Origin of the sequence: Allobosea sp. NPDC003192, assembly GCF_050275675.1 — a bacterium.
Classification (GTDB): Bacteria; Pseudomonadota; Alphaproteobacteria; order Rhizobiales; family Beijerinckiaceae; genus Allobosea.
Map to the genome: position 1 here is coordinate 1 of NZ_JBNNPK010000036.1, position 18,660 is coordinate 18,660.

Sequence of the window (18,660 nt, forward strand, 5' to 3'; positions counted from 1 at the left end):
GGTCCGGGCCGTGTCGACGGCGGTGCGCCGTGCCCGCGCCGGCCTGCAGGATCCGAACCGGCCGATCGGCTCGTTCATGTTCCTCGGCCCCACCGGCGTCGGCAAGACCGAGCTCGCCAAGGCACTGGCCGAATTCATGTTCGACGACGAGACGGCGATGGTCCGCATCGACATGTCGGAATTCATGGAGAAGCACTCGGTCGCCCGGCTGATCGGCGCCCCTCCAGGTTATGTCGGCTATGACGAGGGAGGCGTGCTGACCGAGGCCGTGCGGCGCCGGCCCTATCAGGTCGTATTGTTCGACGAGGTCGAGAAGGCGCATCCGGACGTGTTCAATGTCCTGCTCCAGGTTCTCGACGACGGCCGTCTCACCGACGGCCAGGGGCGTACCGTCGATTTCCGTAACGTGCTGATCATCCTGACTTCGAACATCGGCGCCGAATATCTCGTCAACCAGCCGGAGGGCGAGAAAACCAGTGCGGTGCGCGAGCAGGTCATGACCATGGTGCGCGCGCATTTCCGGCCGGAATTCCTCAACCGGATCGACGCGATCATCCTGTTCCAGCGACTTCAGAAGAGCGATATGGGCGCGATCGTCGAGATCCAGTTCGGGCGCCTGCGCAAGCTCCTGGACGAGCGCAAGATCGTGCTCTCGCTCGACGCGAAGGGGCGCGACTGGCTCGCCACCAAGGGCTGGGACCCGGCCTATGGCGCGCGCCCGCTGAAGCGTGTGATCCAGCGCTATGTGCAGGACCCGCTGGCGCAGATGATCCTTTCGGGAGAGGTCCGCGACGGCGCGGCCGTCAAGATCTCGGCCGGCAAGGATGGCCTCACCTTCAACGGCAAGAAGCCGGAGATGGTGGACGAAGACGAGCTGGAACTGACGTGAGCGCCGGCGGTTGGGCTCCTGCCGTCGCGGTGGAGCCGTCTTGCAGCCGTGATTTTCGCACCCGACAGATCTCAACCCAGGAGGACATCAGCATGAACGCCAAGGTCAGCGAAGGCATGGAAGTCATCGGCGCCGACGGAGTCCATGTCGGCACGGTCGATCGCGTCGAGGGCGAACGCATCAAGCTCAAGAAGAGCGATTCCTACGGCCGGCATGAGGGCCATCACCACTATATCGAGCTCGGCTTCGTCGCCGGTGTCGAAGGCGACAAGGTGCGGCTCTCGGCCAATGCCGACATCGCCGTGACGCTGGAGGAAGAGCCTTCGGGCAAGCCGGTCGATCTGTGATGCGTCCGGCCGCAGCTCCTGCCGGCTGCGGCCGTTCCGCTCGACTTCAGGAGATCAGCGCGATGCAGCTCTACGACCTCTATATCAACGCGAAGAAGCCGGCGATCGGCCTCTACGTCGCCAGCGGCGCCAGGCTTCCGGATTTCGCAGATCCGAAGGAATGGCTCTTCGATGGAACGGCGGCAGCGGACTTGCTCCCGCCGAGTGTGATCGAGGGCGTCGCCAGTGCCGGTCACGCCTTCCGCGACATGGATTGAGTTCCTCTGCGCCGGAGCGCAGGCTGGCGCGCCGCGTGATGATCAGCGCGACCATCCGGATGACCGACATGGCTTTGAGCGACGAGTAGCAGCAGGGTTGTCCATGGATTCAGGGGTGCCATCCGTCGTCCCGCAGCCGGTTGCGGCGACGCTGACCCGTTCGGCGATCTTCCTCGTCGTGACGATCAACCCCGGCAATGCGGCCGAGACGGTGGTGCGGGGCCTGTGCGCCGATCTGTCTGGGCTGCTGCGGGCCGTCGGCTTCCGCGACCTCCAGGGCAACCTGTCCTGCGTCATGGCCATCGGCTCACAGGCCTGGGACCGCCTCTTCGATGGGCCGCGGCCGAAGGAGCTGCATCCATTCCGCGAGATCCGCGGCGTGCATCACGCCGTCTCGACGCCAGGCGACATCCTGTTCCATATCCGTGCGAGCAAGCGGATGGATCTGTGCTTCGAGCTGGCAAGGCAGATCATGGTCCGGCTGGGTGGTGCCGTCACCGCCGTCGACGAGGTCCATGGCTTCAATTATTTCGACGACCGCGACCTGATCGGCTTCGTCGACGGCACCGAGAACCCGGCAGGCCCGGATGCGGCAACAGCCGCCATCATCGGGGACGAGGATGCCGCCTTCACCGGGAGCAGCTATGTCATCGTGCAGAAATACCTGCATGACCTGACGGCCTGGGAGCGGGTACCGGTCGAGGAGCAGGAGAACATCATCGGCCGCCACAAGCTCTCGGACATCGAGCAGCCCGACGCGATCAAGAAGCCCTATGCGCACAATGTCCTGACCAGCATCACCGAGGATGGCGAGCCGGTCGACATCCTCAGGGACAACATGCCTTTCGGCCAAGTCGGAACCGGTGAGTTCGGCACCTATTTCATTGGCTACTCCCGCACGCCCCGCCGGATCGAGCGGATGCTGGAGAACATGTTCATCGGCTCGCCGCCAGGCACCTACGATCGACTGCTCGACTTCAGCCGCGCCGTTACCGGCTCGCTGTTCTTCGTGCCGACGGCGACGTTCCTGGACGCCGTCACGGCCGAAAGGGCCGCCCCGGAGGCCCCCGCCGCTCCTGAGCCAGCGCCGGCATCATCTCCACCCCGATCCTCCGGCGACGGCTCGCTCGGCATCGGCTCCCTGAAGGAAGAGGCAGGCCATGAATAATCTGCACCGGGAGCTCGCTCCCATCTCCGACGCGGCCTGGGCGCAGATCGAGGACGAGGCGTCGCGCACGCTGAAGCGCTATCTTTCGGCGCGCCGGGTCGTCGATGTCGACGGTCCGAAAGGGGCCGGCTACGCCGCAGCCGGCACTGGGCACACCCGGCCGATCGCGGCGCCGGCCGACGGCGTCCGGTCCCTGCTGCGCGAAGCGCAGCCACTGGTCGAACTGCGCGTTCCCTTCAGGCTGACGCGGCAGGCGATCGACGATGTCGAGCGCGGCTCGAACGATTCCGACTGGCAGCCGCTGAAGGATGCCGCAAAGACCATCGCCTTCGCCGAGGACCGCGCCGTCTTCGAAGGCTATGAAGCGGCCGGGATCGGCGGGATCCGCGCCGGCAGCAGCAATGCCGCGGTGCCGCTGCCGGCCAAGCTCGATGCCTATCCGGAGGCGGTCGCCAAGGCGCTGAGCGCGCTCAAGCTCGCCGGCTGCAACGGCCCTTACGCGCTGGTGCTGGGCGGAGAAGCCTATCGCGCCGCGAGCGGCGGCAGCGATGACGGCTACCCGATCTTCCACCATATCGAGCGCATCGTCGATGGCGGCGTGATCTGGGCTCCGGCGATCCAGGGCGGTTTCGTCCTCACCACCCGCGGCGGCGACTTCGAGCTCGACATCGGCCAGGACATCTCGATCGGCTATCTCGGCCATGACGCCACGACGGTCGAGCTCTACCTGCAGGAAAGCTTCACCTTCCGCATGCTGACCTCGGAGGCGGCTGTCGCGCTGACCCTGCAGGGCAAGTAGCGGAGACGCCCTGCAGGAGCATTTCAGAAGAGCGGGGGGAGGAGAAGGGAAGGCTTACGATGGCTGAAAGCTTCAAGGTCGGCGACCATGTCGGCTGGAACTCGGAGGCAGGCCATGTCTCCGGCGTGATCATTGCCGTGCGCACGGCCGATTTCGACTACAAGGGCCACATCCACCGCGCTTCGCCGACAACGCCGCAATACCTGATCAAGAGCGACAAGACCGATCATGTCGCCGCCCATAAGAGCAGGGCACTTCGGCATATCGATTAGGACGGGCGGCCGAGGGTGAATTTCCCGCCCCTCACCGTCGGCCATTCGACCGCAGCACGAGGAATTCGTCGATTTGCGGATCGGGGCCGAGATCGCGTTCACTGTGGACATCCGCGTTGGAGAGCTCGCCTGGCGCTCCGGCGCGGCGCGATGAGACCATCGTTGTCGCGCCTCGCGACGGCGGAGGTGTCTCGGTCGAGTTCCACGACGCGCTAGAGCCAGCTTTCCCTGTCAGGTTTGGAGTGCGGACAGATCGTCCGGCAACCAGAGCATGGCTATGCTACTCGGACACGCTTGCTTCATGAGAAGCGGGTCCGAGCTTGGCTCGACCCCATTGAGCCAAGGCACTGGCTATCTCAGCCTGTTTGTCCAGCTTGCCAACGCATCGAGCAATGACCGGATGAATTCCTTTGTCGGCTCGTCGGTGAGCCTGCCGGCCTCGTCGAATTTGGTCTGAGCGGCGCCGATCATCACCTCCGGCTTGTTGAGCGGGAAGGCGTTGAGGAAGATCAGCATCTGCCGCAGCTGATACTGCGCCCGCGCCGTGCCGAGGACACCCCCGCTCGCGCCCATGATGGCGACGGGCTTGTTGTCGAAGGGCTGGCTCGGCGGGCGGGAGGCCCAGTCGATCGCGTTCTTGAGCACGCCGGGAATCGAGTAGTTGTATTCCGGCGTCACGAACAGGATCGCGTCGGCCCCTGCGAGCTGGTCGCGGAAGCGCTGGACCTGAGGCGGATAGCCGGCGACGCGCACGTCGTCGTTGTAGAGCGGCAGGTCGCCGATCTCGGCTATCTCGATCGTCATCCCCTCCGGCGCCAGCGCGATCGCAGCCTTGAGCGCTGCGGTATTGTATGAGCCGGCCCGCAGGCTGCCCGAAATCCCGACGACCCGGATCGGACGGCTATCTTTGGTCATTGCTCTTGTCTCCTGAAACGCTTGGTCGATTGCCGGGCTCAGCCCTGGCGTCTGATGAAGCCGGTGATCGTGATGCGTTCCCAGATGCCGGCGGCGTGGAACGGATCGGCAGCGTTGAAGCGCTCCACCGTCGCCCGATCCGGTGCCTCCACCATGAAGAGGCTGCCGATCATCGTCGAGCCGTCGTCGCCAACCAGAGGCCCCGACATCACGATTGTCACGTTGAGCGCGGAGGTGTCCGAGAGAAAGGCCTTGTGCGCGTCGTAGTTGGCGAGGCGGGCACCGAGCCCGCCCGGCCTGTCGAGGGCGTGGATCACGAACAGCATGCAATGGGCTCCTGAGGCGACCGGCAAGCTGCCGGCCGCCACGATGGGTTAGGATCGGTTCACTTGCTGGCCAGGGCCGCCGCCTCGCTCCAGCTCGGGCAGCTGCGCGATTCCAGCGGGCTGTCATAGGGCTGGAAGTTCGAGGCGTTCACGACAGTCGGCTTCAGCACCACCTCGGTGACGATCGGCTCCTTGCGCAGGGCCCGGATCGCAACGAGCGTGCCGATGCAGCCTTGCAGGAAGCCGTTATAGTCGCCCGAGGCGAGCAGCTTGCCAGTCTTGATCGCGTCGACCGCCTCCTTGGTACCGTTGATCCCGACGACCTTGGCCTTGCGGTTGGCGCCGTCGAGAGCCTCGATCACGCCGATCGCCATCGCGTCATTGGCGGCGAGCACGCCGTCGATCTGCGGATGCGACTGCATCAGGTTCTCCATCACCTGCAAGCCCTGCAGGCGCTGGTAGTTGGCCGGCTGGCTGGCGAGCAGCTTGACCTCCTTGAACTCCTTGATCGCGTCGTTGAAGCCGCGCACCCGGTCGATGTTGGTGAGCGAGCCCTTGACCCCCTCGAGGATGACGACATTGCCCTTGCCGCCGATCTCCTTGAGCAGGAAGCGCGCCGTCTCCAGGCCGAGGCTGTAGTCGTCGGCCCCGACGAAGGCGAGGAACTTGCCGCCGGCGCTGCGGTCGGTGACGTTGACGATCGGGATCTTGGCGTCGTTGATCTGCTCGACGCCCGGCACCATCGCCTTGTAGTCGACCGGGACGAAGACGATGGCGCTCGGCTTCTTGACGATGACGTCCTCGACCTGGCTGAGCTGCTCGGGGATCGAGTCGGGCTTGGTCGGGATGTAGTGCACCGCCTTGGCGCCGAGCGACTTCGCTGCGACCTCGGCGCCGACCCGCACCGTCTGGAAATAGGGGTTGGTCTGGTTCTTGGTGAAGACCGCGATCGTCTCGCCGGCGGCGAGCGCCGCGGTGGAGATCAGGATCGCGGGCAGCGCGGCGACGAGAAGCTTTGATGTCGACATGGTGGTTCCCTCCCTTTGGTTCTGCGGTTGTGTTGCTTGGTTCAGGTGCGCCGGCGGCCGACCATGTCGAACCAGACGGCGAGGATGACGATCAGGCCGGTGACCAGTGGCTGCCAGTTGGCGTTGACCGCGAGCAGGTTCATGCCGTTCAGCACCAGCGTCAGGATCAGCGCGCCGATGAAGGTGCCGAAGACACTGCCGACGCCACCGAACAGCGAGGCGCCGCCGATCAGCGCCGCCGCGATCGCCGGCAGCGTCATCGCCTCGCCGATATCGCCCTCGGCCGAGTTCAGCCGGGCGAGGAAGACGATCGAGGCGACGCCCGCCATCGCGCCGGAGAAGGCGTAGACCAGGATCAGGCGGCGATCGACCGGGATGCCGGTGAGGCGGGCCGCGACCGGATTGGCGCCGATGGCGTAGATCTGCTGTCCCCAGATCGTGCGCTGGGCGAAGATCGTGCCGGCCAGCAGGAAGGCCAGCATCAGATAGACCGGGATTGGCACGCCGAGGAAATAGCCGGAGCCGATCTGGCGGAAGCCTGGCGGGAAGCCATGGATGGTCTCGCCGGCCATGTAGTAATAGGTGATGCCGTGCAGCACCCAGAGCATGCCGTAGGTGGCGATGAAGGACGGGATGCGCAGCTTGGCCACCATCAGCCCGTTGCAGATGCCGATGATGAGCCCGGTGGCGAGCCCCGTCAGCGTGCCGAGCACCGGCGAGCCGGTCGCCTTGATCACCGTCGCCGCGAAACAGGCGGAGAGGCCGATATTGGCGCCGACCGAGAGATCGAGCCCGCCGGTCAGGATCACCAGCGTCAGCCCCGAGGCCAGGAAGAACAGCAGGCTCGCCTGCCGGAGCACGTTGAGGATGTTGTTGGCGGTGAAAAAGGCCTCGGTCGCGACGCTCAGGGCGAGGCAGAGCAGTGCCACCGCGAGCAATCGGTAGGCGAGCTGCTGTGTCTCGCGCGAGAGATGGAGGCCGACCGGCCGGGTAGCGGCGTCGCTGGCGATGCTCATGACCGTGTGCTCCGCAGGCTGTCGACGAGAAGGGCGGCGATGACGAGGGCGCCGATACAGGCGACTTGGACCGAGGAGGGAACGGCCATCAGGTTGAGGCCGTTGCGCAGCACGCCGACGGTGAGCACGCCGAGCAGCGTGCCGAAGAGCCAGCCATTGCCCTTGTCGAAGGAGGTTCCGCCCAGCGCCACCGCGGCAATGGCGTCGAACTCCAGCCCGATCGCCGCGGTCGGGTGGCCGGCATTGATGCGGGCAGTCATCAGCAGGGCCGCGACCCCCGCCATGGCGCCGCCGAGCATGTAGACGCGACGAGCAGGCGCTTCCAGGCGACGCCGGCCAGCGTCAGCGCATCGCGATTGCCCCCGAGCGCGCAGACATAGGTGCCGAAGCGGGTGTGGTAGAGCAGGATGTGGAAGAGCGCGTAGAAGCCCGCGCCGATCAGGATCGGCGTCGGAATGCCGAAGGTCTCTCCGGAATAGACCAGCCGGACGAAACGCGGGATGCCGACGACGCTCTGGCCGTCGCTGACGACGAGCGCGAGCCCCTGAGCAGCCCCGAGCGTGCCCAGCGTCGCGACGAAGGGCGGGATCGACAAGCCGGCGATCAGCCAGCCATTGACCAGGCCGAAGGCGAGGCCGACCGCGAGCGCGCCGATGAGACCGAGCGCCAGCGACTGCGTCGCTACCACGATCAGCGCCAGCACCAGCGAGGCCAGCGTCAGCACCGCGCCCATCGAGAGGTCGAGCCCCTCGGTCATGATGATCAGCGTCATCGGCAGGGCGAGCAGCAGCAGGATGACCGACTGCACCAGCACGTTGGAGAGGTTGCCGGCGGTGAGGAAACCGGGGCTCGCCAACGCAAAGAGCAGCGAGAGCCCGGCCAGCGCGACGGCCACGCCGGGGACGGCCGGGAGGCGCAATGAAGGAGAGGAGACCGCCTGATCAGTCATGGTGCATTCCCATTCGGACGATGTTCTCTTCGGAGAGTTCGGAGCGGGAGAGTTCGCCGACGATGCGCTTGCCGCGCATGACATAGGCGCGGTCGCAGACATGGACGATCTCGGCCTGCTCGGAGGAGATCATCAGCACCGCAGCGCCATCGGCGACGAGCTGGTCGATCAGCGCGAAGATCTCGGACTTGGCGCCGACATCGATGCCGCGGGTCGGCTCGTCGAAGATGAACAGCCGCGTGCCGGCGGCGAGCCATTTTCCGATCACCACCTTCTGCTGGTTGCCGCCGGAGAGCAGCGCGACACTCTGGTTCGGCGAGGGCGTCACGATCCGTAGCCGCTTGATCAGCTCCTCGGCCGAGCGCCTTGCCTGAGCGGGCGAGAACAGCTTGTTCGGGAAGAGCTTGGGCAGGCCGGCGACGGCGAGATTGTCGGCGACGGTGCGGATCAGCGCGAGGCCTTCGGTCTTGCGGCTTTCCGGGATGAGGCCGACGCCGGCCATGGTCGCAGCGTCCGGCCCGCCACGCCTGGGCTTTCCGAAGATGCTGATCTCGCCGGCCGTGACCTCGTCGGCGCCGAAGATGGCGCGCGCGACCTCGCTGCGGCCGGAGCCGACCAGGCCGCAGAGGCCGACGATCTCGCCGGCGCGCACGGTGAGATCGATGTCGCGGATGCCGTTCTTCGCCGAGAGGCCCCTGACCTCCAGGGCAATCTCGCCGGGCTTCTGCGCGAAATTGCGCGGATAGCTCATGTCGACGGTGCGGCCGACCATCATGCGCACCAGCTCGTCCGGCGTGGTCTGCCCCGGCCGCGCCCGGCCGACGAGCTTGCCGTCGCGCAGCACGGTGATCCTGTCGCCGAGCGCGAACACCTCCGCCATGCGGTGCGAGATGTAGACGATGGCGACGCCCTTCGCCTGGAGCTGGCGCATCACCTCGAAGAGGCGCTCGGTCTCGCGGTCGGAGAGCGCGGCGGTCGGCTCGTCCATGACGAGGATGCGCGCATTCTGGGAGAGGGCCTTGCCGATCTCCACCATCTGCTGCTGGGCGACACCGAGCGTGTGGACCTTGGTCCTGGGATCGATGTCGAGGCCGATCAGGTCGAGCACCGCCTGCGCCTCGCGATAGAGCCGCCGGCGATCGACGATTCCGGGAATGCGCGAGCGGAATTCGCGGCCGAGGAAGATGTTCTGCGCCACGTCGAGATAGGGGACGAGCGAAAACTCCTGGAAGATCACGGCGATGCCGAGCTTGCGGGCATCGGCCGGGGTGCGGATCTCGACGGTCTCGCCCTCGTGGAAATATTCGCCGGCATCGGCCTGATAGGCACCGCACAGCACCTTCATCAGCGAGGATTTGCCGGCGCCGTTCTCGCCGAGGAGCATATGCACCTCGCCCGGCCAGAGCGCGAAGGAGACGTCGTCGAGCGCCTTCACCCCCGGAAAGGTCTTGGAGATGCCCCTGAGCTCGAACAGCGGCGTGTCGTCGGCTGCCGAGGGCGGTGGAGCCGTCACGTCGCAGTCCGGCTTGATCGCAGCTAAAGCGCTCATGACTCGCCTCCCCTGCGCGCAATCGAACGGAAGATCTTGCCCGGGTTCATGATCCCCAACGGATCGAGCGCCTGCTTGACCAGGCGCATGGCGTCGACGGTCTCGCCCAGCTCCAGTTCGAGGAAATCGACCTTGCCGAGGCCGATGCCGTGCTCGCCGGTGCAGGTGCCGTCGAGCGCGATCGCCCGACGCACCAGGCGTTCGTTGAACGCCTTCACCCGCGCGCGTTCTTCGACGCTCTCCGGATCGTGCAGCACCAGAAGATGGAAGTTGCCGTCGCCGACATGCCCGACCACCGGGGCGACGAGGCCGCTCTCCGCGATGTCGGCAGCGGTGGCGACGAGGCATTCGGCCAGGCGCGAGATCGGCACGCAGACATCGGTGACCAGGGCGCGCGCGCCCGACCGCAAAGCGAGCCCGGCATAGAGCGTGTTGTCACGAGCCTGCCAGAGGCGGCCGCGTTCCTCCGGCGCGGTCGCCCAGGCAAAACCCTGCCCACCGAACTCTTCGGCCAGCGCCTGTGCCGTCTGCGCCTGCTCAGCGACATAGCTCTTCGAGCCGTGGAATTCGAAGAAGAGATGCGGCGCCTCCGGCAGGCCGAGCCTAGCGTGCAGGTTCATGCCGCGCATCATGACAGCGTCGAGCAGTTCGATGCGCGCCACCGGGACGCCCGACTGGATCACCGCGATCGCGGTGTCGACCGCCGCCTTGAGGTCGGGGAAGGCGCAGACGGCCGAGGAAATCGCCTCGGGCTGCGGATGGAGCTTCAGCGTCACCTCGGTGATGACGCCGAGCGTCCCCTCCGCGCCGACGAGCAGGCGGGTCATGTCGTAGCCGGCGGCGGATTTGCGGGCGCGCCGGGCCGTGCGGATCACCCGGCCATCGGCGAGCACTGCCTCCAAAGCCAGCACATTGTCCTTCATCGTGCCGTAGCGCACGGCCATGGTGCCCGACGCGCGCGTCGAGGCCATGCCGCCGATCGAGGCGTCGGCGCCGGGATCGATCGGGAAAAACAGGCCGGTGTCGCGCAGTTGCGCGTTGAGCTGCTTGCGGGTGATGCCGGGCTGGACGCGCACATCCATGTCCTCCGGACTTGCGGCCAGCACCTTGTCCATGCGCGACATGTCGAGGCAGACGCCACCGAGTGGCGCCGAGGCATTGCCCTCGAGCGAGGTGCCGGCGCCAAACGGAATGACCGGCAGCCGGAGATCGCGGCAGATCGCGACGATGCCACGCACCTCCTCGGTCGTTTCGGGGAACACCACGAGATCGGGCGGCGCCGGCGCATGATAGGCCTCGCTGCGGCCATGGTCGGCGAGGACGCCGGCGGCGCGGCTGATGCGTGAGCCGAGCATCTGCGCGAGCTGCGTCAACGCCGTTTCCGTGGCGCCGCCATCCGGGAATGGTCTGGTCAACATGTCTTCTCCCTCCGCGATGGCCCGCTGGCCGGGCTCTCTCGATTGCGGTCGATGGTCGGCGCCTCAGGCGGCGCGGTGCGCGGCCTCCGAAGCCGGGTTGAGCTGGAAGTCGTAGGTGAGCCGGCACCACGGCCGGTCGAGCGTCCGCCCGTCCGGAGCCGTACCGGCCGGTTGCTCGCTGAAATCGCTGATCAGCGAGTCCTTCACGCCGAAGACGGCGTCGGAATCGAGATATCGGTCGCCGGAGACGAAGACATGGGTGACGAGCTTTTCGTGATCCGGCGCCGCGATCATGAAGTGGACATGGGCCGGCCGCCAGGGATGACGCCCCTGCGCCTCCAGCATCTTGCCGACCGGTCCGTCATGCGGGATCGGATAGGCCGCCGGTTTGATCGACCAGAAATGGAAGCGGCCCTGCGCGTCGGTGCGAAAGCGCGCCCGGGCGACGAGGTCGGCCGCGTCCTCCGAATGCTGGACGTCGTAATAACCGTCCTCGTCGGAGTGCCAGACATCGACGATCGCCCCGGCGAGCGGGCTGCCATCGGCCGCGGCGACAGAGCCCGAGACATACATCGGCTCGCCCGGCAGATCGCCCGAGATGTCGCTGCCCAGCGCCGCCTCGGGCGGGCCCTCGACATAGAACGGGCCGAGCACGGTGCTCTCGGTGACCGCGCCCTGATGGTCGTGGTTGATCGCGTCGACCAGCATGGAGACGCCGAGCGTGTCGGAAAGCAGGATGAACTCCTGCCGCGCCCCGGTGCACATCTGGCCGGTATCGGTCAGGAAGGCGATGCCCTTGGCCCATTCGTCCTGCGTCGGGCGGACCTCACGGACGAAATCGTGGAGATGGCGGACCAGGGCCTCGCTGATCTGCCGCGTGCGCGCGTCCGGAGCGGCGGCGACGCGCTCCAGCACCGCCTCGGTGATGCTGTTCTGGTCGAAGTTCCTCATCCGAGCCTCCCATCGTTCTTGCTGAGTTCGGGTTCGCCCAGGCCGGCGAGCCATTCGGCGAGGCGCACGGTCGAGATGAAATCGGCCTCGCCCTCGCCGCGCCCGATCAGGGCGCCGTAGGTCTCGCGGGTCAGTGCCGCGAGCGGCAGCGCCATCTCGGCGGCCTGACCGGCGCCGATGATCAGGTCGAGATCCTTGGCCATCTGCCGGCAGGAGAAAGTCGGCGAGAAGTCGCGCGTTTCCAGGCTCTTGGCCTTGTAATGGACCATGGGCGAGCCGACCGCGCTGTTGGTCAGCACATCGAGAATGTCCTGCCAGGCGAGATTGCCCTTGCGGGCGAGGACGATGCTCTCGCCCATCATCGCCGCCGAGACCGCGATCATCAGGTTGACGGCGAGCTTGGCGAAGCGGGCTTCCTCGGCCTCGCCAAGATATTTCTGGGCGCGGGTGAAGTCCTGCGCGATCGGCAGGACCGCGTCGAAGGCGGCGCGCGGTCCCGAGACGAAGCAGGTCAGATTGCCGGTATGGGCGATGGCAGCGTTGCCGGAGACCGGCGCGCGCAGATAGGCAACGCCGCGGCGCGCCGCCGCCTGCGCGACCTCCGCCGAGATCGTCGGGCTGACTGTCGAGGTCTCGATCAGGACCGCGCCCTCGCGCATCGCATCGAAAAGTCCGCCGGACAATGCGACGGCGGCGAGCACCTTGTCGTCCGGCAGCGAGGTGAAGACGATGTCGCGTCCCGCCGCGTCGGCAAGCGTGGCGGCCGGCTTCACTCCGCCTTCCACAGCCTCGGCGATGCGCTGCTGGTCGCGGTCGAAGCCGGCGATGTCGTGTCCGGCCGCTGCAAGGCGGCTCGCGATGGGCAGCCCCATCTTGCCGAGCCCGATCCAGCCGATGGTTTTCGTGTGCGTCATCTCGTTGTCCTCAAGCCGCCTGCTGCCGACGGCGAAGCTCTTCGACGATCCGCGAGCCGGAGGCCGCGAGGCAGGCGAGCTTCCCATCCAGTCCATCGGCCAGCAGCCGGCCGTCTTGCTTCATGAAGCGGCCGGCAATCATCACGGCTTCGATGTCGCCGCGCCCGGCCTGCATGATGACCATGGCCGCCGGATCGTGCACCGGTTGCAGATGCAGCGCGCGTGCATCGATGAGGGTGATGTCGGCCTGCTTGCCGGGCGCGAGCGAGCCGATGCGGTGATCGAGACGGAGCATGCGCGCGCCCTCGATGGTGATCCAGGACAGCGCCTGGCGGACCGGAATCGTCGAGGTCGGTGGAATGGCGCCGGTCTGCCTTCGGCTCTCGGCATTGTCGAGCGCGCGCTGCATGCCGAGGGCGACGCGCGCCACGCCCATCATGTCGCCGGCGAGCACGGATTCGAGGTCGACGCCGAGGGAGGGCGCAACCCCACGCGCCAGCAACCGCCCGGTGATCGGGAAGCCGTGGCCTTGAGTCATCTCGTTCTCTGGCGTCACCGAGAAGGAGACGCCGAGATCGACCAGCTGCCCAAACAGCTCATCGGGCAGGTCGTTACCGTGGACGATGTTGATGCTAGGCCCGACCAGGCCCCCGGCGATCAAGTTTTCCCATCCGCCCGGCGTCTTCGCCGCGCCGCCGCCCTGGTGCATCGAGGCGACCAGATCGAATTCGCGCGCCAGGCGGAAATCGGCGCGCGCGACCTCCATCGTCGCATAGTGCGGACCGAGAATTGCGAGGCCGAGCGTCAGCAGCCCGTCATCACCGGCGAAGCGGCCGCGCCGCAGGCGCTCCACCTCGGCGCGCGGATGCGGCACTTCCGAGAAATGCGGTTCGCCGGGCCTGGGGTCGGGCTTGGGCGAGCCGTGGAAGAAGGCGGCGCGGATACCGCTTTCGGCCAACGCCTCGACGGCGGCGTCGGTATGTTCCGGTGTCGGATTGTTGTGGCACCAGTCGACCAGCGTCGTGGTGCCGGCATCGATCTGGCCGAGCGCGCCCATCAGGGTCGCGATGCCGATGTCGTCAGGCTTGAACAGAGTCGCGAGCCCGGCATGGACCCAGCGGAAATATTCGAGCAGCGTCCAGTCGGCCGCGAGCCCGCGCAAACCCGTCTGCCAGCTGTGCATATGGGCGTTGACGAAGCCCGGCACGGCGATGCGCCCTGTCGCGTCGACGCGCTCGGCATCCTCGGCCTCAATGCGCGGCGCGATGGCAGCGATCTTGCCGTCCACGACGAGGATGTCACCCCTGGCCAGGTCACCGGTGGCGGCGTCCATCGAGAGGATGGTGGCACCCGAGATGAGGATGCGGCGGGCCATGCTCAGGCCGCCTCGTCTTCGGTGGCGGCCGCACGGGGCCGCTCGCCGGCATGGGCCTTGGCGATCAGGTCGCGGATGCCGTCGCGCGTCACCGGACGCGGATTCCAGTAGGGGTTCTCGACGGCGATGTCGGCGGCCGTCTCGATGCCGCTCTCGGGCATGCCGAGCCTGGCGAGCGACAGCGGCACGCCGAGCGCCCGCACCAGATCGTAGAGGCCCTGCGCCGCGTCGGGCGCACCGAGCGCCCGGCTGATCGCGGCCATCGCCTCGGGCGCAGCCACAGCGTTGTAGGCGACAGCGTGCGGCAGCACGACGGTGTGCGTCTCCGCATGGGGCAGGTCGAAGGAGCCACCGAGCGTATGGCAAAGCTTGTGGTGCAGCGCCATCCCGACCGCGCCGAGGCAGCAGCCGCAGAGCCAGGCGCCGTAGAGCGCATTCGAGCGCGCCTCGATATTGGCCGGCTCGTGGACCAGGATCGGCAGCGCCGAGGACAAGGTCCGGATGCCGTCCTCGGCCATCAGCGAGATGATCGGATTGCGATCTCTGGCGTAGAGCGCCTCGACCGCATGGGCCATGGCATTGATGCCTGATGTCGCCGACAGCATCGGCGGCAGGCTCAACGTCAGCTCGACATCGTAGAGCACCGTTTCGGGGAGCACGTCGAGCGAGCGGATCGTCGTTTTCCGGCCAGCTTCGGTCTGGCCGAGGATCGGCGTCATCTCGGAGCCGGCATAGGTGGTCGGGATGACGAGCTGCGGCACATTCGTGCGCAGCGCCAGGGCCTTGCCGAGCCCGGTGGTTGAGCCGCCACCCAGCGCAACCACGCAATCGGCGCCCGTCTCGCGCAGGGTCTCGAGCGCCCGCTGCGTCACTTCGACCGGCGTGTGCATCGTCGCGTCGTTGAAGTATCCGGCCAGAGCGGAGCCGAGCAGGGCGCCGAGACGCTCGCCCGCAGCCACCTGCTGCGGCGTGGTCAGGACCAGCGCCCGTTTGGCGCCGAGACGCTCGACCTCGACGGCGACCTCCTTGATCGTGCCGCGGCCAAAGCGGACCCGCGACGGCAGGGCCTCATAGGCGAAGGTCTCGATCATCGAAGGCTCCTTTGCGGATGAGGCGTTGATCGGACGGCGCCGGCTTACTCGCCGGCGACGGCGGAAGCGTCGTTATCGGCGAGGTAGTCGACCTGGAAGCGCGCGATCCTGAGATCGGCGAGCTCCTGCCGGACCCTGAGATGCTCGGGATGGCTGCCATAGGCTTCGAGTGCGGCCCGGTCGGCGAACTCGCTGACCAGCACGACATCGCAGGCATAGTCGACGCCACTGACGTCGGCGCCGATCTCGATATGGGTGAGACCGTCGATGCGGCCCCGGAGGCCCTCGAAGGCAGCCTTGACCTTGGCGCGGGCATCGGCGCGCTCTTTCGGCGTGTCGCCGCGCAAGCGCCACATCACGATGTGGCGGACCGGACCGGGCATGGCGTTTCCTCGACCTTCGGCCATCGTCTTGGGCCTTCGTTGTGGGGCGAGTTAAGACTTGCGAAAGCCGGAAATAAAGCCGAGCTTCAGGAAGTCTCTTTTACGCAAATCGGAAAAATGGACCGCTTCACCCAGATCGAGGTTTTCGTGAAGACGGCCGAGCTGCGCAGCCTGTCGCGCGCTGCCGAAGCGCTCGGCATGTCGAACGCTGCCGCAAGCCGCCATCTGGCAGCTCTTGAGGAACGACTTTCCGCCCGTCTTGTCGAGCGCAATACCCGGCGGCTCTGGCTGACCGAGGTGGGCCAGGAGTTCTTCCAGCGCAGCGGCCTCCTGCTGAGTGAACTCGCCGAGGCCGAGGAAGCCGTGAACGAGCACACACTGGCGCCGCAAGGCGTGCTGCGCGTCACGAGTTCGCTCTCCTTCGCGACGATCTATCTGGCGCCGATGCTGCCGGCATTCCGCAAGCTCTATCCCAAGCTCAGCGTCCACATCGCCGTGGCCAACCGCTATCTCGACTTCATCGAAGCGGGCATCGACGTCGCCATCCGCACCCGCCTGCACGAGCCCGACAGCAATATCGTGGTGCGGCGGCTCGGGCGCATGCGCCGCGTCCTTGCCGCCTCTCCGACCTATCTGGAGGAACGCGGGCGACCGGCGACCCCCGCCGATCTCACCCAGCACGACATGCTGGTCTACAACCTTGCCGCCGACCCGTTCTCGCTACGCCTGACCAGGGGGGATACCGAGCGGATCGTGCGGATCGGCGGGGCGCTCGACTGCAATGACGGGCAGGTGATCCGCCAGGCCGCGATCGCCGGGCTCGGCATCCTCATCCAGCCGCTCTACATCGTTCAAGCCGACATCGAGGCCGGGCGCCTGGTGCCCGTCCTGCTCGACTGGCAACTGCCGATGCTGACGATGAATATCGCCTACCAGAATCGCGAACGCCTGCCGGCGAAGATCCGCGTCTTCAACGATTTCCTGGTAAACTACGTGCGCAGGGCGTCGAAGAGCGAGATCTGGTCCGCCTAGGCTTCCGACCGGCTCGAGCTCCTGACGAAGCCCGCGATCTGCCGGTAACTGGCTGCGACTTCCTCCAGCTCGGTGGCGGACAGCAGATCCTCGATCCGATCCTCCGGACCCCGTACGCGGGCGGCGGCGATGTCGAGCACCCGCTCCGGGCCTGATTTGCGATTGTTGAGCACGACCTCCGTCGTGACCGGCAGGCGGGCGGCTTCATAGGCGAGCAGCCCCTCCGGTCCCGGCCGCGCGGCGAGAGCGTCGGCGAGCGCTCTCGCATCGAGGATCGCCTGCGAGGCGCCATTCGCGCCGATCGGATACATCGGATGGGCGGCATCGCCGAGGAGGGTGACCCGCCCCCGCGTCCACCAGGGCAGCGGGTCGCGGTCGATCATCGGATACCGGGTGACCGCCTGCGTGCCCTGCAGCAGCGCCGCTATGTCGATATCCGGCATGCGGAAGCCCAGGAAATGCGCGATGAAGTCCCGCCCGCCCTCGCGCGTCCAGTCGGCTTCCTCCGCTGCGCGCGGAAGATCGCGGCGCACTTCCGCCACCCAGTTGACCAGCGCCTTGCCCTGTTGCGCCGCGCGGGCGCTGATCGGATAGCAGACGAACTTCACATCATGGTCGCCGGCGATGAACATGGTGCGGCCATCGGCGAAAGGCGCCTGCAGACTGGCGCCGCGCCACATCATCGTGCCCTCGTAATGCGCTGGCCCCTCGCTGGGATGGAGCTGCCGCCGCACTTGCGAATGGAAGCCGTCGGCGCCCACGAGCAGGTCGCTGTCATGGCTCGTGCCGTCGACGAAGTCGATATGAACGCCGGAGGCATCCTGCCCGAAGCTGGCGAGCGCCTTGCCGGTGGCGAGCGTGTCCCGGCCGAGGCGGGCGCGGACCATGTCGACGAGCAGGACCTGCAATTCTCCACGATGCACCGAGTATTGCGGATAGGCGAAGCCGGCCTCGACCGAGCGCGGATCGGACTGGATCAGGTGGCCGAAGCGCGTGCGATACTCGATCGCGCGCGTCCGGATCGCCATCTGGTCGAGCGCATCGCCGAGTCCGAGACCATGCAGCACCCCGGAAGCATGGGGCAGAATATTGATTCCCACCCCCAGCGGCCGCAGCATCTCCACCGCCTCGAAAACGCGAACGTCGTGCCCGGCTTCGTGCAGACATAGCGCTGCGGTGAGCCCACCGATGCCGGCGCCGGCGATGGCGATCCTCATCTGGGGTCTCCTCTCATGTGTGCTTCGCAGGGTGCATTGGGGCGCACTGAGCGCTGCCCGCGCCGGCCTTGACGCATGAGATGGTAATGGCGCCTGATTAATTTAGTCAAGCAACCTGACTAATTTCAAGCTTCGAGCGGATCGTGCTGTGCGCCATAGCGCGCCAGTCCCCGGGCAATGGCGTCAGTCGTTTCGTTGCCCAGCTCAGCCCGCATTTCGGCTTCGGCCAGGCCGACAGCAGCGCGAAACGCCCCGAGCCATTCCAGCCCCGCAGGCGTGAAGACGACGAGGCGGGCGCGCCGGTCTCCCGGGTCGCTTGCACGCCCCACGAGCCCGAGCTCCATGCATTGGTCGACCAGCTCGCCCATGGCCTGCTTGCTCATGCAGGCACGCCGCGCGAGCTCGGTGAGCCGTGTGCCGTCGATGTCGAGATTGCGTGTCAGATTGACGTGCGAGATCCGCGTTTGGACGTGACCCTTTTCGCTCATCAGCGTGAGGACGCGGGCTTCGAAACGGCGCACGGCGTTGTTGAGGAGGCGGCCGATATTGGCGTGGCGCCACCCGGCACCTGACGGAACCCCTTCTCGAATCTTCATCGGCAAGTCGCTCTGTGTATTGCTGTCCGTCGCGGCCAGAACAGTAAGCCACTCCGGCAGGTTGTCACATGGCCCCGCTCGGCTGGCCGGCCTCAGGCCACTCGAGGCTGCAAGTCCGGCTTCGAGCATTGTGCCAACGTCAGCTAGCGGCGCGATCCCGAAGTGCAG

20 protein-coding genes and 1 pseudogene are annotated in these 18,660 nt (G+C 66.9%); 7 read left to right on the top strand and 14 right to left on the bottom strand.

The genetic code is table 11. The features are described 5' to 3' along the window. The 6 genes from ACQKLX_RS29000 to ACQKLX_RS29025 form a co-directional block, all read left to right on the top strand. Window positions 1-889, top strand: an 889-nt coding sequence (locus ACQKLX_RS29000) for an AAA family ATPase (protein ID WP_427365027.1), incomplete at its 5' end; no start/stop codon positions are given. A 92-nt stretch (window positions 890-981) separates the two neighbouring features. Beyond that, window positions 982-1,236, top strand: coding sequence for a DUF2171 domain-containing protein (locus ACQKLX_RS29005; RefSeq protein WP_427365028.1), 255 nt, complete (start codon window positions 982-984; stop codon window positions 1,234-1,236). 62 nt (window positions 1,237-1,298) lie between these two features. Beyond that, window positions 1,299-1,493 (top strand): hypothetical protein, encoded by a 195-nt coding sequence (locus ACQKLX_RS29010; protein WP_427365029.1) that lies wholly within the window; start codon window positions 1,299-1,301, stop codon window positions 1,491-1,493. A gap of 103 nt (window positions 1,494-1,596) precedes the next feature. After that, window positions 1,597-2,661 carry a Dyp-type peroxidase gene (locus tag ACQKLX_RS29015; protein WP_427365030.1) on the top strand — a complete coding sequence of 355 codons (1,065 nt, stop codon included), beginning with the start codon at window positions 1,597-1,599 and terminating at the stop codon, window positions 2,659-2,661. After that, complete coding sequence (locus ACQKLX_RS29020; protein ID WP_427365031.1) at window positions 2,654-3,460, top strand: family 1 encapsulin nanocompartment shell protein; 807 nt, start codon at window positions 2,654-2,656, stop codon at window positions 3,458-3,460. The genes ACQKLX_RS29015 and ACQKLX_RS29020 overlap by 8 nt, the downstream gene beginning before the upstream one ends. 59 nt (window positions 3,461-3,519) lie before the next feature. Then, a complete protein-coding gene (locus ACQKLX_RS29025; protein WP_427365032.1) occupies window positions 3,520-3,732 on the top strand; it encodes a hypervirulence associated TUDOR domain-containing protein in 213 nt (70 codons plus the stop codon). Window positions 3,733-4,083: 351 nt separating this feature from the next. On the opposite strand, the gene ACQKLX_RS29030 is transcribed toward ACQKLX_RS29025, so the two are convergent. The 12 genes and pseudogenes from ACQKLX_RS29030 to ACQKLX_RS29085 form a co-directional block, all read right to left on the bottom strand. After that, the gene (locus ACQKLX_RS29030) at window positions 4,084-4,647 is read right to left on the bottom strand and encodes an NADPH-dependent FMN reductase (RefSeq protein ID WP_427365033.1); all 564 of its coding nucleotides are present in this window, start codon (window positions 4,645-4,647) and stop codon (window positions 4,084-4,086) included. A 38-nt stretch (window positions 4,648-4,685) separates the two neighbouring features. Further along, window positions 4,686-4,973: a YciI family protein gene (locus tag ACQKLX_RS29035; protein ID WP_427365034.1), complete on the bottom strand. Its 288-nt coding sequence runs from the start codon at window positions 4,971-4,973 to the stop codon at window positions 4,686-4,688. Between the two features lie 59 nt (window positions 4,974-5,032). Next, window positions 5,033-6,001, bottom strand: a complete 969-nt coding sequence (locus tag ACQKLX_RS29040; RefSeq protein WP_427365035.1) for a sugar ABC transporter substrate-binding protein — start codon at window positions 5,999-6,001, stop codon at window positions 5,033-5,035. Window positions 6,002-6,042: 41 nt separating this feature from the next. Further along, window positions 6,043-7,017 carry an ABC transporter permease gene (locus ACQKLX_RS29045; protein WP_427365036.1) on the bottom strand — a complete coding sequence of 325 codons (975 nt, stop codon included), beginning with the start codon at window positions 7,015-7,017 and terminating at the stop codon, window positions 6,043-6,045. Further along, window positions 7,014-8,068: pseudogene (locus tag ACQKLX_RS29050) on the bottom strand (ABC transporter permease). The gene ACQKLX_RS29045 and the pseudogene ACQKLX_RS29050 overlap by 4 nt, the downstream one beginning before the upstream one ends. Then, window positions 7,959-9,515 (bottom strand): sugar ABC transporter ATP-binding protein, encoded by a 1,557-nt coding sequence (locus ACQKLX_RS29055; RefSeq protein WP_427365037.1) that lies wholly within the window; start codon window positions 9,513-9,515, stop codon window positions 7,959-7,961. Before ACQKLX_RS29055 ends, ACQKLX_RS29050 begins: the two are co-directional and overlap by 110 nt. Further along, on the bottom strand, window positions 9,512-10,933 hold the full coding sequence (locus ACQKLX_RS29060; protein WP_427365038.1) for an FAD-linked oxidase C-terminal domain-containing protein: 1,422 nt from the start codon (window positions 10,931-10,933) through the stop codon (window positions 9,512-9,514). The genes ACQKLX_RS29055 and ACQKLX_RS29060 overlap by 4 nt, the downstream gene beginning before the upstream one ends. Window positions 10,934-10,996: 63 nt before the next feature. Beyond that, window positions 10,997-11,884, bottom strand: coding sequence for an intradiol ring-cleavage dioxygenase (locus tag ACQKLX_RS29065; RefSeq protein ID WP_427365039.1), 888 nt, complete (start codon window positions 11,882-11,884; stop codon window positions 10,997-10,999). Then, complete coding sequence (locus ACQKLX_RS29070; RefSeq protein WP_427365040.1) at window positions 11,881-12,798, bottom strand: NAD(P)-dependent oxidoreductase; 918 nt, start codon at window positions 12,796-12,798, stop codon at window positions 11,881-11,883. The genes ACQKLX_RS29065 and ACQKLX_RS29070 overlap by 4 nt, the downstream gene beginning before the upstream one ends. 10 nt (window positions 12,799-12,808) lie before the next feature. Further along, window positions 12,809-14,173, bottom strand: coding sequence for an amidohydrolase family protein (locus ACQKLX_RS29075; RefSeq protein ID WP_427365041.1), 1,365 nt, complete (start codon window positions 14,171-14,173; stop codon window positions 12,809-12,811). A gap of 2 nt (window positions 14,174-14,175) precedes the next feature. Further along, the gene (locus ACQKLX_RS29080; protein WP_427365042.1) at window positions 14,176-15,264 is read right to left on the bottom strand and encodes a maleylacetate reductase; all 1,089 of its coding nucleotides are present in this window, start codon (window positions 15,262-15,264) and stop codon (window positions 14,176-14,178) included. Window positions 15,265-15,308: 44 nt separating this feature from the next. Beyond that, the gene (locus tag ACQKLX_RS29085) at window positions 15,309-15,647 is read right to left on the bottom strand and encodes a Dabb family protein (protein WP_427365043.1); all 339 of its coding nucleotides are present in this window, start codon (window positions 15,645-15,647) and stop codon (window positions 15,309-15,311) included. A 117-nt stretch (window positions 15,648-15,764) separates the two neighbouring features. On the opposite strand from ACQKLX_RS29085, the gene ACQKLX_RS29090 reads away from it, so the two are divergent. Beyond that, the gene (locus tag ACQKLX_RS29090) at window positions 15,765-16,679 is read left to right on the top strand and encodes a LysR family transcriptional regulator (protein ID WP_427365044.1); all 915 of its coding nucleotides are present in this window, start codon (window positions 15,765-15,767) and stop codon (window positions 16,677-16,679) included. Here the strand turns inward: ACQKLX_RS29090 and ACQKLX_RS29095 are convergent. Both ACQKLX_RS29095 and ACQKLX_RS29100 read right to left on the bottom strand, forming a co-directional pair. Then, entirely contained in the window at window positions 16,676-17,896 is a 1,221-nt protein-coding gene (locus ACQKLX_RS29095) for an FAD-dependent monooxygenase (RefSeq protein ID WP_427365045.1), read from the bottom strand. The two genes, ACQKLX_RS29090 and ACQKLX_RS29095, sit on opposite strands and share 4 nt — an antisense overlap. Before the next feature lie 125 nt (window positions 17,897-18,021). Beyond that, complete coding sequence (locus tag ACQKLX_RS29100) at window positions 18,022-18,492, bottom strand: MarR family winged helix-turn-helix transcriptional regulator (protein WP_427365052.1); 471 nt, start codon at window positions 18,490-18,492, stop codon at window positions 18,022-18,024. Between the last annotated feature and the right edge of the window lie 168 nt (window positions 18,493-18,660).